This is a genomic window from Methylophilus sp. VKM B-3414 (assembly GCF_032248435.1).
GTDB lineage: Bacteria > Pseudomonadota > Gammaproteobacteria > Burkholderiales > Methylophilaceae > Methylophilus > Methylophilus glucosoxydans.
In genome coordinates, this window is record NZ_JAVTLI010000004.1 from 95,772 (window position 1) to 109,644 (window position 13,873).

Below are 13,873 nucleotides of genomic sequence, written 5' to 3' on the forward strand. Positions count from 1 at the left end.
GAGCAATCTCCATGTTTACCCGCTTTCCTTATGTTGTCATTGAAGGTCCTATTGGCAGTGGCAAAACCACGCTGGCCCGCATGCTGGCAGACAAGTTTTCGGTAGAGTTACTCTCCGAAAAAGCCGAAGCCAATCCTTTTTTGACCCGCTTTTATCAGGATGCGCAACGCTACGCCTTGCCTACGCAGCTATTTTTCCTGTTTCAGCGTTCACGGCAGATTGAGGACATGGCGCAGCGTGACATGTTTGGCCAGCCTACGGTGTCTGACTTCTTTCTCGAAAAAGATCCGCTGTTTGCGCGCCTGAATCTCGATGATGAAGAGTATTCGCTTTACCATCAAATTTACCAGCACTTGCAGCTGAAGGCACCCAAGCCTGACCTGGTGGTCTATCTGCAAACCCCGGTCGATGCCTTGATGGATCGTATTGAAGAGCGCAATATCAGCTATGAGCAAGACATGCCGCGCGAGTATATTGCCCGTCTGGCTGAGGCTTACAGTGAATTCTTTCATGCTTATGATGCTTCACCTTTGCTGATCGTCAACAACGAAAAGCTCAATATCATTAAAGACCCGGAAGCCTTTGATTTGCTGATCGAACGCATAGGCCAGATCAAGAGCAGCCGCGAGTACTTTAATCCTAATTTCTGATGCGGGTCTGCTGCGACGCATGTGCTTTTTGCGGGCAGCCTTTTAAGACGACATAACGACATGCTGAATACTCTGATCACCAGGGCCAGATCGGGCGAGAAGATTGCCATGCTGACCTGCTATGACGCCACCTTTGCCAAGTTGCTGGCATTGGCGGGGGTGGATGTATTGCTGGTCGGGGACTCACTAGGCATGGTGATACAAGGCGGCAGCAACACGCTCGCCGTCACCATGCAAGACATGATTTACCACACCCGTATGGTCGCCAGAGGCGCGCCGCATATAGTCATCATGAGCGACATGCCTGCTTGCAGCTATGAGCATGATAGAGAAACTGCGCTCACCAACGCACAAACCCTACTCGCGGCAGGCGCGCATATTGTCAAGATCGAAGGCGGTGGAGACATGGTCGAAACCGCGCGCTATCTGATTGAAAACGGTGTGCCGGTCTGTGCGCACCTTGGCTTTACTCCGCAATCTGTTGAAAAGCTGGGCGGCTATAAAATCCAGGGCAAGACCGAAGAAAGCGCCCGCGCCATGCTGGCCGATGCGCAAGCGATGGCCGCCGTCGGCGTCAGTATGGTGCTGTTTGAAATGGTGCCCGCCGCTCTGGCGACGCAGATTACGCAAACGATTCAGGTGCCTACCATAGGCATAGGCGCAGGCGCAGGCTGTAGCGGCCAGGTGCTGGTATTACAAGATTTGTTGGGCATTTATACTGGCCCCGCCGACAAAGCGCCGCAAGACTACAAAGCGCCCAGGTTTGTGCAAAACTTTTTGCAACAGGGCGGCAGTGTGCAGGGCGCGGTGGAGCGTTATGTGCACGCCGTGAAGGAAGGGCGCTTTCCTGGGGAGCAGCATAGTTATTAATTTAGCTTTTTACTATCGACTTTGACTGTACTTTGGAGCTTAAGACTCTTAAGGAGGCTGTGATCATGAGCTTTCTATATAACTTTGATATGAGTAAAGTTATATCGCATTTCAAACTCATGCCTAAAGAAACACAAATAAGCGCAGAGGTGAATGTTGTTGATGTGATTAACCAGTCATTTGTCGTTTCAGGAGATCAAGACTATTTGGCAGCTCGTTTTATGGCAATTAACGGATTGTCCCGAGCCTTTTTCTGGGCTGCCGCACAGGCTGTCGAGAAGTACTTTAAAGCTTTTCTTCTGATGAATGGTCTCAGTGTCCAAACCTACAAAGGTCATCCAATAATTAAATTATTTGAAGCTAGCCAATCTGTTGATTTGTCAATTTCAAGGCTCGATATATCACCTCATCTGTTAATAAGCATATTAGAAGATTTACCGTAGTTGAGTTACTCAAAGATTTTGAGAAGTATGGTTCTGCTGATAACAGATATAATATTTTCGGAATAGATTTTAATACTGGTCATTTGTTGGCTTTAGATGCTCTTATATTTCAATTGAGAGAGTTGATAGGCGTTGATCCAATTGAGAAAAGTTTTAGTAATCTGGGTTCGGATGTTTTAAACACTTTTCAGAAATATAACCCTTGGTTTTATCCAGGTGTTCCAATGACTGAGGTGCCAAATCCACAATTTCCAATTTCAAATTATATTAATGCTACTAAGTATGAGATTTTAGAAAAAAATAAGAAAAATCCAGCTTGTCGCTTAGCTTTGGTATGGTTGAGAAAGCATATGAGATTGCCAGAGTCTAAGTTTCCAGATTGAATCTACAAAGTTAGTTAATTAAATTATTCTTTGAAATACCTATGGCACAATATTGCAATAGGTTGTCACATGAAATTACTTTCCATCGAATCCTCCACCGAAACCCTGTCACTGGCCCTGCAAACCGAGGCCGGTATGTTGACGTTTGATGAAGTGACCGGTCCAGCGGCTTCTCAGCGCATCTTGCCAGAAATACAACACTTGCTGACCCAGGCCGGGGTCAAGTTGTCCCAGTTGCATGGGATTGTCTATGGCACGGGCCCGGGCGCGTTTACGGGGGTGCGTGTGGCAGTCGGGGTGACGCAAGGCTTGGCCTTTGGCGCCAACCTGCCAGTGATTGGTGTCAGTTCGGTGTTGGCCGTGGCAGAGACGGCATGGCAGCAAACGCAGTCCGAGAAGGTGCTGGTGTGCCTGGATGCACGTATGGGCGAGGTCTATCATGCTGCGTTTATCCGCGAGGCGGATCAGTGGCTGGCGGTGAGTCCGCCGGTGGTGTGCAAGCCACATGAGGTGCCTGCAATAGCGGGCGACGGTTGGTTGGGGGCGGGCTCGGGGTGGCGGGTGTTTGCCGAGGGCTTGTCCGCGCAATATGCAGGGCAGGTGAGTGAATTTGGCCCTGAATGTTTGCCTAAAGCCAGTGCCATGCTCGCCTTGGCGCAGCCATTGTTTGTGGCTGGGCAAGGGCAGGCGGCCCATGAGGCGGCCCCTTTGTATGTGCGCAACCGGGTGGCGTTGACCGCCGCCGAGCGTGCGCAAGGCCAGACCTTGTAAGGGCCAGTATGAGCGCGTTACCACACTCTCAACCCAGCTTCAGGCCGATGACAGACCAGGATCTGTCTGCCGTGATGCGTATCGAACCCACCATTTACAGTCATCCGTGGACCCTGGGGAATTTTAGGGACTCCCTCAATGCAGGCCATAGCGCCTGGGTCATGGAGTTGGCGGGCGAGTTGGTCGGCTATGCGCTGGTGATGATGGTGCTGGATGAAGCCCACTTGCTCAACATCAGTGTTGCAAAACCGTTTCAGGGGCAGGGTTTGGGGCGTGCGTTGCTGGCGCAGATGATTGCCATCTCTCGTCGCTATCAGGCGGCCAATATGTTTCTTGAGGTGCGGGTCAGCAATACGTCCGCGATTGCCTTGTATGAGGCGGTGGGGTTTTGTGAAATGGGCATACGCCGCAATTATTATCCGACCAAGAGCGGCCGCGAGGATGCGGTGCTGATGGGCTTGGCCTTATGAGCAGGAGGGCATGATGAGCTTGACCCGTGACGATATGCTGCGTGAACTGGAGTTGTTGCCGGCATGGCATGTGCGCATGCCGCCAGTGCTGGAGATGGCTGCTGCCATGCCGCAAACAGCGCCTGTGTCTGCGGGAGAACAGGTGACCCATGTCGCAGAAAAAGCGGTCCCTCCAGATGTGACAGAGACCGCTCCCGAGTTACCTGTCATTGAGTCGCCAACCTTGATGCCAGTGGCTGCTGCTGGTGAGCCAGAAAATGTTTCCCTGCCCAACTGGCAGCCCAACGTTGCTGAAGAGGCCCCCGTGCACAGCGTGTCGCTTGACGCGCCAGTACTGGCGCTTGAGGTGGATAACCCTGTAGAGGATATCGCCGCTGAGACGCCAGCCGAGAGCGTTGCAACGCTGATTCAGTCTCCCTGGCTGATCTATTCGACCCGCCCCGTTGACGCCCCCAGCCAGCAATTGCTGCAAAACATCATGCAAGCCATGCAGTTACCTGCTGATGAGGTGACCGTGACTCATGAACCGTTGCAACGCGCACAGGTCAGCAGCCGCTTTTGTGTGCTATTTGGCCTGGCGGCCGCCAATCAGTTTTTAAATGCCCAACATACCGAGGTCGCAGCCGTGCGTGGTCAGTTGCATGCAGTGGGTGACTTGTGGTGTGTGGTGACGCATGACTTGGCTGCGATGTTGCAAACACCTGCGCTCAAGCGTGAGGTATGGCAGGACTTGTGCCTGTTACTGGCAAAGAAAAGCGAACTGATGGCTTGAATAAACACTTCTTTGGCCGCATCTATTGCAGTGTTGTGGAGTGTTTGAATGTGGCTAACCAATCGTGGCAAGCCCGTCACCACCAAATATTTTTAAGTGATTGAAGACTGGAGTCTCAAATATGCGCCGTTTATTCACTCTGTTGTTGCTGACTGCGACACTTAGCCTGTCTGGTTGTGGCTATAACCAGTTCCAAAGCCTGGATGAAGAAACCAAAGCCAATTGGTCTGAAGTGCTCAACCAGTACCAGCGCCGGGCCGATCTGGTGCCTAATCTGGTTTCGACAGTCAAAGGCTATGCCAGCCACGAAGAAAAAGTACTGACTGAGGTGACCGAGGCGCGCGCCAAAGTCGGCAGCATGCAAGTGACGCCAGAGCTGCTGAATGATCCTGAGGCGTTTGCCAAGTTTCAGGCGGCGCAAGGTCAATTGACCAGTGCCTTGTCACGCTTGATGGTGGTGTCAGAAAACTACCCTAATCTGAAGGCAGATGCCAGTTTCAGGGACTTACAGGCGCAGTTGGAAGGCACAGAGAACCGTGTCACCGTGGCGCGTAACCGTTACATCGAATCCGTGAAGCAATACAATGTCGCCGTACGCAGCTTTCCGAACAACCTGACCGCCATGATGTTTGGTTATCAGCCCAAGCCCACGTTTACGGTAGAAAACGAAAAAGCCATTTCTAGCGCGCCTAAAGTCGATTTTGGTGACAGCAAGTAACGGCGGGTGGCTTTGCGCTTAAGAGTATTATTTCTTACCTGGTGCCTGTTCTGCATGGCGCTGGTCAGCCATGCAGAAGATCTGGTTGCTATCCCTGCTTTACAGGCTGCGGTTACCGATTTGACGCAGACCTTGCGTCCTGAAGAGCAAGCGGCCCTGAACCAGAAGCTGAGCCAGTTTGCACAGCAAGCTGGCTCGCAGGTCGCGGTACTGATCTTGCCCAGCACGCAGCCAGAAGACATCGCGCAATTTGGCATTCGCCTGGCCGAAGCCTGGAAAATTGGCCGCGATAAGCAGGATGATGGCGTGATTGTGATCGTCGCCAAAAACGACAAAAAAATGCGCATTGAAGTCGGCTATGGGCTGGAAGGGGCGATTCCTGACGCGATTGCCAAGCGCATTATTGCCGAGCAAATGGCACCGGCCTTCAAGCAGGGCCAGTTTTACAACGGCCTGAATCTGGCCACGGATACCTTGATCAAGCTGATACAAGGCGAGCATCTGCCCGCAGCGGATAAATCATCCTCGCATCACTCAAATGCGGATGGCTGGATGACCATGCTGCCGATATTGATGTTTGCCGCCATTATCGCCGGGGCAATTTTCAAGAGCATGTTAGGGGATTTTCCGGGCAGCCTGGTGACCGGCGGTGCCTTGGGTGTGCTGGCAGGATTCCTGGGGGCCACCTTGCTGGTCATGGGCTTGGTCGGCCTGGCGGCATTTGTCTTTACACTGGCCATGGGCGGGCGCGGTGGCAGTGGTATGCCGTATTCTGCGGGCGGCTTTGGCGGCTACTCAGGCGGCAGCCGTGGGCCAGATATTTTCAGTGGCGGTGGCGGTGATTTTGGCGGCGGCGGGGCTTCCGGCGATTGGTAAACTAAACACATGAAACCCATTCATCCTCTCAAACGCTGGTTTAAGCATGCCTGGAGCCATCCTCGCCAGGTCAAGGCGCTGTTTTCTGCACAGGCGCTGGCCAATATTGAAAATGCTATCTCACAAAATGAACACCATCATGCCGGTGAAATACGCGTGGTGATTGAATCTGGCTTGCCTGCCTATGCTATCCTGCGAGGGCTCATCCCAAGGCAACGCGCCATTCACTTGTTTGGTCATTTGAATATCTGGGATACCGAGCATAACAATGGCGTACTGATTTACCTGTGCCTGGCCGATCAGGATGTAGAAATTATCGCCGACCGCGGTATTCATCGGCAGGTGGGGCAAGCAGGCTGGCAGCAGATTTGCCAGCAGATGGAAGGGATGTTCAGAAGTGGGCAGTTTGAAGCAGGTGTGGTTTACGGTATTCAGGCCATTGGCCAACATTTGGCAGCGCATTTTCCGCCCGAAGCTGTGCCGCGTAACGAGTTGTCTAACCGCGTCCTTATTCTCTAGCGCACACCTGTTCTCCGGTTTTGTATTGGCCTGCTTATCGGGCGCGATGCCAGCACAGGCCGATCTCAAAGACATCTATCGTATTTATCACAGTCCCCCCACCCTGCAAGCTTTTGAGATATGCCAGGGCGGGGGCTGTGTCCAGTCAGACGTGCTGAGCCTGAGCCCTGCCGAATGGGACAATGTCGAGCAGCTATTTACGCCGCTGCCAGCGACTGCAGAGGCCGAGCGCGAGGCCATTGCAAAAGCCATCGGCCTGCTGGAGGACATGGTCGGTACCAAAATTGGTACTGCAGCAGACCGCGCCGGGACGTTTAACAACAGTGAATACCTGCATCAGCAAGACTGCAACGACGAAGCGATCAACAGTACGACCTATCTGCGACTGATGCAGCAAGCTGGCCTGATCCGTTACCATGACATTCTGGATACCCGCACCCGCAAGTTTTTTCTAACCGGCTGGCCACATACGGCCGCCGTCATTCGTGAGCAGGCCAATCAAGCTGAATATGCGGTTGATAGCTGGTTCTACGATAACGGCTATCCGGCCACCATCATCCCGATGACGACCTGGAAAGACGGATACATTCCTACTGATAGTCCGATCTTGCAACGGCCACAGCAAAAAGAGGCGACAGCCGAGTAGGCGCGGATGACGCCGCCAGCGAATAAGGCTAAAATCGCGCTTTCGGATTTTAATTAAAGTTATTCTTATGCGCGCCTCACAATTTTTCATTGCTACCCAAAAAGAAGCCCCTTCAGACGCTGAACTCATCAGCCACAAACTGATGGTGCGTGCCGGCTTGATCAAAAGGCTGGGCAGCGGGTTGTATAGCTGGATGCCGCTGGGCTTGCGCGTGCTGCGCAAGGTAGAAAACATTGTGCGCGACGAGATGAACAAGGCGGGGGCACTGGAGCTGTTGATGCCCGCCGTGCAGCCTAAAGAGTTGTGGGAGGAAACCGGCCGCTGGGCGGTGTTTGGCCCACAAATGCTCAAGATTCAGGACAGGCACGAGCGTGACTTCTGCTTTGGCCCCACGCATGAAGAAGTGATTACTGACATCGCGCGTAAGGAAATCAGCAGCTACAAACAGTTGCCGCTAAATTTTTACCAGATTCAGACCAAGTTTCGTGATGAGATTCGCCCGCGTTTTGGCGTGATGCGTGCCCGCGAATTTTTGATGAAAGATGCCTACTCTTTCCATACCAGCGTCGATTGCCTGGTGAATACCTACAACACCATGCACACCGCATACAGCAATGTGTTTACGCGCCTGGGTCTCAAATTCCGCGCCGTGAAAGCTGACTCTGGCGCCATTGGTGGCGATGGCTCGCAAGAGTTTCACGTACTGGCAGACAGTGGTGAAGATGCACTGGCCTATTGCGAGCAATCTGATTACGCGGCTAACGTAGAACTGGCCGAAGCCGTGGCGACTGGCAGCCGTGCTGCAGCCACAGAAGCCATGCGTGAAGTAGATACACCCAAGCAGACCACGTGTGAAGATGTGGCCAAGTTGCTGGAAGTGCCTGTGAGCAAAACCGTGAAGTCGGTGGCCTTGGTAGTGGATGGTGTGTTTACGCTGGCCTTGTTGCGCGGTGATCATCAACTCAATGAAGTGAAATTCGGCAAGGTAGAGGGCGTGAAAGAGTTCCGACTGGCAACAGAAGAAGAAATCCGCGCCAACCTGAACTGCCCACCTGGCTTTATTGGCCCGGTTGGCGTGAATGCCAATGTACGCGTGGTGGCCGATAGAACCGTGGCCCTGATGAGTGACTTTGTCTGTGGCGCCAATAAACCTAAGTTTCACCTGGCAGGGGTGAATTTTGGCCGCGATTTGCCTGAGCCAGCCATCGTGGCCGATATCCGCAACGTGGTAGAAGGCGATGCGAGCCCGGATGGCAAAGGCACCCTGAGTTTGTGCCGCGGCATTGAAGTCGGCCATATTTTCCAATTGCGCACCAAGTATTCAGAAGCCATGCAGGCGACTTACCTGGACGAAAACGGCCAATCACAAGTGATGGAAATGGGCTGTTATGGCATTGGCGTGTCACGGATTGTGGGGGCAGCGATTGAGCAGGGCAATGATGACAAGGGCATTATTTTCCCCTTGAGCATGGCACCGTTTGCGGTGGTGATTTGCCCGATCGGCCTCGATAAGAGTGAGGCCGTCAAACAGGCCGCGTTTGAGCTCTATGCGCAACTGCAACAGGCGGGTGTAGATGTCTTGCTCGATGACCGTGGCGAGCGTCCGGGGGTCATGTTTGCAGAAAGTGACCTTATGGGTATTCCGCACCGCGTGGTAATTGGTGACCGTGGCCTGGCTGAAGGCAAGGTGGAATACAAAGGCCGCACCGATGCTGAAGCACAAAACCTGCAAGTGGCTGATTGTTTGGCCTTTTTGCAGCGCAAGCTTGCTGAGTAATTAGCGGGATTTAATCCCTCTTTTTGCCCGTCCTCGGCATGCCGCTTGTGATTACAATAGGCAACATGAAAAAAGTGTTTTTTTATGTGTTTGCCTTGTTGGTCACCGGCCTTTGTCTGTGGGCGGCGCCTTCCATGGCGGGCAATCAAAAAGAAGAGCCGCTGGCCAACAGCGTCAAAGCTGTGATGCAAAAATCCGTCAGTGACCTGGCCGCGCCGCGTCTGATTTTTGATTCCGAGCAAGCAGCACAAGTCTGGTTGCAAGAAATGTCAGCCCGCTTGGCCAAGCGCATGCCAGACGCGCACTATCGTGAAGACTTCCTCAAGTCCGTGCATTATGAAGCCACGCGCGCCGGGCTGGATCCGCAGTTGGTGCTAGGTCTGATTCATGTTGAAAGCGGGTTTAAAAAGTATGCAGTCTCTAGCGTGGGCGCGAGAGGCTATATGCAGGTGATGCCTTTCTGGGTGCAGTCTATTGGTACGCCTGAACACAATCTGTTTGATATGCGCCTGAATCTGCGTTATGGCTGCACGATATTGCGCCATTATCTCGATATTGAGCGCGGCGATTATTACCGGGCCTTGGGTAGATATAACGGCAGTCTGGGCAAGCCGGACTATCCGAATCTAGTGGTGGGGGCTTGGCGCAATCATTGGCATTACACGCCATCTGCGCAAGTGATCAAAGTGAATATGACCAGTAGCCAGTAAAAAATGATTTACAGGTGACGTGTGCCTGCCAGCAATCAAAAAACCGCGCTTGAATCAGCGCGGTTTTTTTATGGGTTACTTGACCACCTTGAATCCGTAATAGGTGCCAAACTCGCCTTCCGATTCGTGATAAACGAATAGCATGCCGTTGGTGTATCCCAGCCCATTAAAGTGATTTTGTGAGCGCAGTTTCATGGTTGCGGGTAAGGCGCTTTTGCCCACATATTGCCCGTTTAAATCAAAAATCAATACGGCTTTATGGTCTACGTCTAGCAAGGCCAGCTCATTACCCGCCACGCCGGTGAAGGCGACAAAATGGTCGCTGACATCATCGTGGGCTACTTTGGCTTTGGCAAAGTCCAGCTTGATCTCCTGCAGTTTTTCGCGCTGCTTGGTGTCCACAACAAACACCAGATTGCCGTGCTCTTGCTTGGCGAAATAGTGTTTGCTCACTGGGTCATAACTTGGCATGGTAGCCGCATCGCCAAAGGCGGGGTTGAATTGTGAAATTTCGCCAGAAGTGCCCAGCAGCTCGCCAGTCTCGGCCACTTCCAGGCTGAAAATCCCGGTGTTAGGCAAAAAGCCGACCGCGCTAGAAATGTTGTAAGTGATGATCTCCAGCTTGCCGCTATCGGGGTTGAAATAGAGCGAGCGGTTATCAAACCCCGGTTTGGCTGACTGCACATACTTGCCGTCGCCGGTAAACGTATGCACTTCAGACTTGGAAATGGGTGCTTCAAACTCGCTGCCCATGGGCGCCAGGCCGCCATCGGCAATGTAGTAATGCTGGTTGGCGGGCAAGTAGGCCACGCCCATAGGGCGTGTGGTTGGTTTCTTGGCCAGCGGGATTTTGATGCCGATTTCTGCCTCAGGCAAAATCTCTGCCTGGGTGGTGAGCGTCAGGCATAGCAGTGCCAGGCCGCTCAAAGTTTTTGGGATGAATTGCATATCTCCGTATCCTAGTTTTTATCAGTGTTTAATAGACGTTATTTTAGTCTGCAAGTTTAATACTGGGCGGACTACTTGCGCGTGATCAGCATGGCATCGCCATAACTAAAAAAGCGGTAAGACTGGGCAATGGCGTGCGCATAGGCCTCACGCATCAAATCGTAACCGCCAAATGCCGAGACCAGCATCATCAACGTGCTCTTGGGCAGGTGAAAGTTGGTGATCAAACGGTCTACCAGTTTAAACTCAAATCCTGGCGTAATAAAAATATCCGTGTCGCCATGGTGCGCAAACAACTTGCCTGCATGTGCTGCGCTTTCCAGCGTGCGCAATGAAGTGGTGCCCACGGCTGTGACCCGTTTTCCTTCAGCACGTGCTGCGAGGATGGTAGAGATGGTCTCTTCCGGCAAATGGTAAACCTCGCTATGCATATGGTGCTCGGCGATATTGTCTACCTTCACTGGCTGAAACGTCCCCGCGCCCACATGTAGCGTCACATAACGCACATGGACGCCTTTATCCATTAGCGATTGCAACAGCATCTCGTCAAAATGCAACCCCGCTGTTGGCGCGGCCACTGCGCCCGCATGCTTGGCAAACACCGTCTGGTAGCGGCTATCGTCGGTCGCATCTGCCGCGTGCTCAATATACGGCGGCAAAGGTAATTGGCCATACTGTTCCAAAAAGTCATACCACGACTGTTCGCCAAGTAAGCGAATATGGAACATATCCTGCACCCTGCCGAGCACCTCAGCCTGCATCTCGCCAGCCAGGTGCAGCATACTCCCTGCCTTTGGGGAGCGGGATGATTTGATTTGTGCATAAGCCTCTTGCGGTGACAGCACGCGATCTATCATCACCTCAATTTGCCCGCCAGTGGCTTTCTGGCCAAACAATCTGGCCTTGATGACTTTGGTATCGTTCAGGACCAGCACATCGCCTGCGGCAAACTGCTCGCCAATCTGCCGGAACAAATTATCCTTGATGGAACCGTCTTGCGCATTGACCTCCAGCAAGCGGCTTTCTGAACGATTGGGTAACGGATATTGGGCAATCAGGTGGGGCGGAAGATAAAAATCGAAATCTAGAGTTCTCATAAGTCAAAATTATGGTTATAATAGCGGTCTTTGATGTCCTACATTATATCCCATGCCGGGATGGCGGAACTGGTAGACGCACTGGACTCAAAATCCAGCGCCGCAAGGCGTGCCGGTTCGATTCCGGCTCCCGGCACCAAGTACTACTATCAAGTAGTATCAAAAAGACCCAAAACAGTATCATATTCAAAGGCTTAGATAAAAATCTAGGCCTTTTTTCATATCATACCGTCGCTTGACATACCCCAATTTACAGGGGTAACTTATGGGGTAACAAAACTTACCCCTACGGAAGTTACCCCAAAATGGCACTTACAGACACCGCATTACGCAATGCAAAGCCAACCGATAAAGCAATAAGTTATATGACGAGAAGGGTTTGTACCTTATTGTTAATCCAAATGGGGGCAAGTGGTGGCGTTTGAAGTATCGTTTCAACGATAAAGAGAAAACTCTATTAGTAGGCCCTATCCTGAAATATCACTTGCTTCAGCAAGGGCAAAACGTGATGAAGCACGTACGCTGGTGGCTGAGGGTAAAGATCCCAGCGAGGCGCGCAAGGATGCAAAGGCACAGGTAAAGCTAGAAGCCTTAACAATATCCGCCATTTTTATTTGTCCATCACTGCCAATAGCGCTGCTCCGCAAGGTATCGCAACCGTTGTCAAAAATCACTAGAATTGCTGCTAGATCAGAGCCGCTCCTTTTGATTTGATCTACTTTTGCAACAAGACTGTTGAAAAGGGCACAGAAGCACCTCTAATGATCCCTTCGTTGATGAGTTTATTAGCTGGGTTCGGTCTTTCCCGATGACAAGCCAAATATACGGTTGGCCCGACTACATCGTTAAGTGGTCAAATAGTGCCTCATGTGGAAGTTGTGACACACGGAATTCTATTAATTAATATGGCCCTGCATGTTAATGGTTTAGATTGTAAAGTATGGGCATAAATGATTTGAGGTTTTACGATCCGTTTCCTGGACGCAAGAAAAAGCCTAGATATCTAGCATTCTTCCTACTTGATCCAGACTTTTTTTTAAAGTTATCGTCCACATCACTTCGGAAAATAATGACCGATGATAATGAAGAGTCTTTATTTAAAAGTATGGAATCCGCTAGCTCAGAAAAGCAGTTACTCAAAATTGTTGAAAAAGTCATTCAAAGTCCATGGGCAGCAACTGATCATCTCAAAAAAATCCGTCAGTCATTAGTAAACGGTACTTTTGAACAAGACATGTACACTTTTCCTGGACCATTCGAATTGTTCAGGGAAGCGTTCAAACCATCTAATAATGAATTTAGCTATGTTTCTAATTTCATCGTTGAAATAGAACGTCAGACGCATAAGCCTTTTGTGGCATATGCGGGCGAAAAAAAAGTTGATGCAATAAAAGATTTATTGGCTAAGCCAATTTGTAAAAGCATCCTTTGGCCTGAGGTTGAGGCTATGCTTCAAGCCGATTTCAACAAAGACTCTGTAAGATTAATAAATACCGTTGTGAGTTTTGAAGTATTGTTGGCAATCCTTGCTGCACTAGATGTTCAGCTGACTTACAAATATCCGCATGAAACCTCTGCGTTTGCTATGTTGCTTACTGATTCTAGGAACGGAACCAAAAACCCGACAAAGCTCTTGTTTGAATTCCTAAAGACAAAGCTGGGAGCAAACTCCAAAGACGCTTTAAAAGAAATTTGTAGTAAAAAATCATTTCATTTAAGCGATAGTTCATTTGACAGGTGGAGCGCAGGTTCCCAATTGCCCAATGAATCAAATTACATCTCATTTATGAAGGCTAATTTCGAAGCGAACCAATTTGAATTGATGCGACAACGATATTACGCAACGCGATTGCTAAGCTATATTGGACATGCCTTTCAGGATATTAAAGTTGTTATTGAAGGATTGAACCCAACGCCGGATCAAAGGTTGGAGATCAGGCCATTACCTGATTATCCATTTGGACATCAATCCATTCAGAATTGGCTGGATGAAAGATATCCATTTTGGATCGAATATCACAAAGAAAGAATCAATCGGAGAGAAATGCTTCCCTCCGAAGGTCATTAATTATTTCTTAGCCTGACTCTTAGGTGGATTGTTTGTACGCTTAGTACCTGAAGGCATATGTTGATTTCCTGATGGATAACCACTTGAATCGCCCCGGCTAGCCTAGATATTTTCGAGCCTCTCGAAATACCGCCGTTCAAACTCTGCGGGAGCGA

General features: G+C 50.9%; 16 protein-coding genes, 1 tRNA gene and 1 pseudogene. 16 read left to right on the forward strand and 2 right to left on the reverse strand.

Annotated elements, in window-relative coordinates; all coding sequences use genetic code 11:
- The first annotated feature begins 11 nt into the window (after nucleotides 1–11).
- From Q9292_RS06270 to Q9292_RS06330, 13 genes are all read left to right on the forward strand, one after another.
- Complete coding sequence (locus tag Q9292_RS06270; RefSeq protein ID WP_228518910.1) at nucleotides 12–650, forward strand: deoxynucleoside kinase; 639 nt, start codon at nucleotides 12–14, stop codon at nucleotides 648–650.
- Between the two features lie 60 nt (nucleotides 651–710).
- The gene (panB, locus tag Q9292_RS06275) at nucleotides 711–1,520 is read left to right on the forward strand and encodes a 3-methyl-2-oxobutanoate hydroxymethyltransferase (protein WP_313986057.1); all 810 of its coding nucleotides are present in this window, start codon (nucleotides 711–713) and stop codon (nucleotides 1,518–1,520) included.
- 65 nt (nucleotides 1,521–1,585) lie between these two features.
- Nucleotides 1,586–1,963, forward strand: coding sequence for a hypothetical protein (locus Q9292_RS06280; RefSeq protein WP_313986060.1), 378 nt, complete (start codon nucleotides 1,586–1,588; stop codon nucleotides 1,961–1,963).
- A gap of 86 nt (nucleotides 1,964–2,049) precedes the next feature.
- A complete protein-coding gene (locus tag Q9292_RS06285; protein WP_313986063.1) occupies nucleotides 2,050–2,346 on the forward strand; it encodes a hypothetical protein in 297 nt (98 codons plus the stop codon).
- Nucleotides 2,347–2,415: 69 nt separating this feature from the next.
- A complete protein-coding gene (gene tsaB, locus Q9292_RS06290; protein WP_194749325.1) occupies nucleotides 2,416–3,117 on the forward strand; it encodes a tRNA (adenosine(37)-N6)-threonylcarbamoyltransferase complex dimerization subunit type 1 TsaB in 702 nt (233 codons plus the stop codon).
- A gap of 8 nt (nucleotides 3,118–3,125) precedes the next feature.
- Complete coding sequence (rimI, locus tag Q9292_RS06295) at nucleotides 3,126–3,587, forward strand: ribosomal protein S18-alanine N-acetyltransferase (RefSeq protein WP_275356663.1); 462 nt, start codon at nucleotides 3,126–3,128, stop codon at nucleotides 3,585–3,587.
- 10 nt (nucleotides 3,588–3,597) lie between these two features.
- The gene (locus Q9292_RS06300) at nucleotides 3,598–4,359 is read left to right on the forward strand and encodes a DNA polymerase III subunit psi (RefSeq protein ID WP_313986068.1); all 762 of its coding nucleotides are present in this window, start codon (nucleotides 3,598–3,600) and stop codon (nucleotides 4,357–4,359) included.
- Between the two features lie 121 nt (nucleotides 4,360–4,480).
- Nucleotides 4,481–5,077 carry a LemA family protein gene (locus Q9292_RS06305; protein ID WP_194749326.1) on the forward strand — a complete coding sequence of 199 codons (597 nt, stop codon included), beginning with the start codon at nucleotides 4,481–4,483 and terminating at the stop codon, nucleotides 5,075–5,077.
- Nucleotides 5,078–5,131: 54 nt separating this feature from the next.
- Entirely contained in the window at nucleotides 5,132–5,953 is an 822-nt protein-coding gene (locus tag Q9292_RS06310; protein WP_313986072.1) for a YgcG family protein, read from the forward strand.
- A 9-nt stretch (nucleotides 5,954–5,962) separates the two neighbouring features.
- Nucleotides 5,963–6,472 carry a TPM domain-containing protein gene (locus Q9292_RS06315; protein WP_313986075.1) on the forward strand — a complete coding sequence of 170 codons (510 nt, stop codon included), beginning with the start codon at nucleotides 5,963–5,965 and terminating at the stop codon, nucleotides 6,470–6,472.
- 46 nt (nucleotides 6,473–6,518) lie between these two features.
- A complete protein-coding gene (locus Q9292_RS06320) occupies nucleotides 6,519–7,118 on the forward strand; it encodes a hypothetical protein (RefSeq protein ID WP_313986078.1) in 600 nt (199 codons plus the stop codon).
- Between the two features lie 67 nt (nucleotides 7,119–7,185).
- On the forward strand, nucleotides 7,186–8,895 hold the full coding sequence (locus Q9292_RS06325; protein ID WP_313986080.1) for a proline--tRNA ligase: 1,710 nt from the start codon (nucleotides 7,186–7,188) through the stop codon (nucleotides 8,893–8,895).
- A gap of 65 nt (nucleotides 8,896–8,960) precedes the next feature.
- A complete protein-coding gene (locus tag Q9292_RS06330) occupies nucleotides 8,961–9,605 on the forward strand; it encodes a lytic transglycosylase domain-containing protein (RefSeq protein ID WP_194749330.1) in 645 nt (214 codons plus the stop codon).
- Nucleotides 9,606–9,680: 75 nt separating this feature from the next.
- On the opposite strand, the gene Q9292_RS06335 is transcribed toward Q9292_RS06330, so the two are convergent.
- A complete protein-coding gene (locus Q9292_RS06335; RefSeq protein ID WP_313986084.1) occupies nucleotides 9,681–10,553 on the reverse strand; it encodes a hypothetical protein in 873 nt (290 codons plus the stop codon).
- 71 nt (nucleotides 10,554–10,624) lie between these two features.
- Entirely contained in the window at nucleotides 10,625–11,650 is a 1,026-nt protein-coding gene (queA, locus tag Q9292_RS06340) for a tRNA preQ1(34) S-adenosylmethionine ribosyltransferase-isomerase QueA (RefSeq protein WP_313986087.1), read from the reverse strand.
- A gap of 54 nt (nucleotides 11,651–11,704) precedes the next feature.
- Here queA and Q9292_RS06345 point away from each other — a divergent pair.
- The 3 genes and pseudogenes from Q9292_RS06345 to Q9292_RS06355 all read left to right on the forward strand — a co-directional run bounded on the left by Q9292_RS06345 (nucleotide 11,705) and on the right by Q9292_RS06355 (nucleotide 13,718).
- A tRNA-Leu gene (locus Q9292_RS06345) sits at nucleotides 11,705–11,789 on the forward strand.
- A gap of 231 nt (nucleotides 11,790–12,020) precedes the next feature.
- A pseudogene (locus tag Q9292_RS06350) lies at nucleotides 12,021–12,364 on the forward strand (Arm DNA-binding domain-containing protein); the annotation flags it as partial.
- Nucleotides 12,365–12,719: 355 nt separating this feature from the next.
- Nucleotides 12,720–13,718 (forward strand): hypothetical protein, encoded by a 999-nt coding sequence (locus Q9292_RS06355; protein WP_313986090.1) that lies wholly within the window; start codon nucleotides 12,720–12,722, stop codon nucleotides 13,716–13,718.
- Nucleotides 13,719–13,873 lie beyond the last annotated feature (155 nt).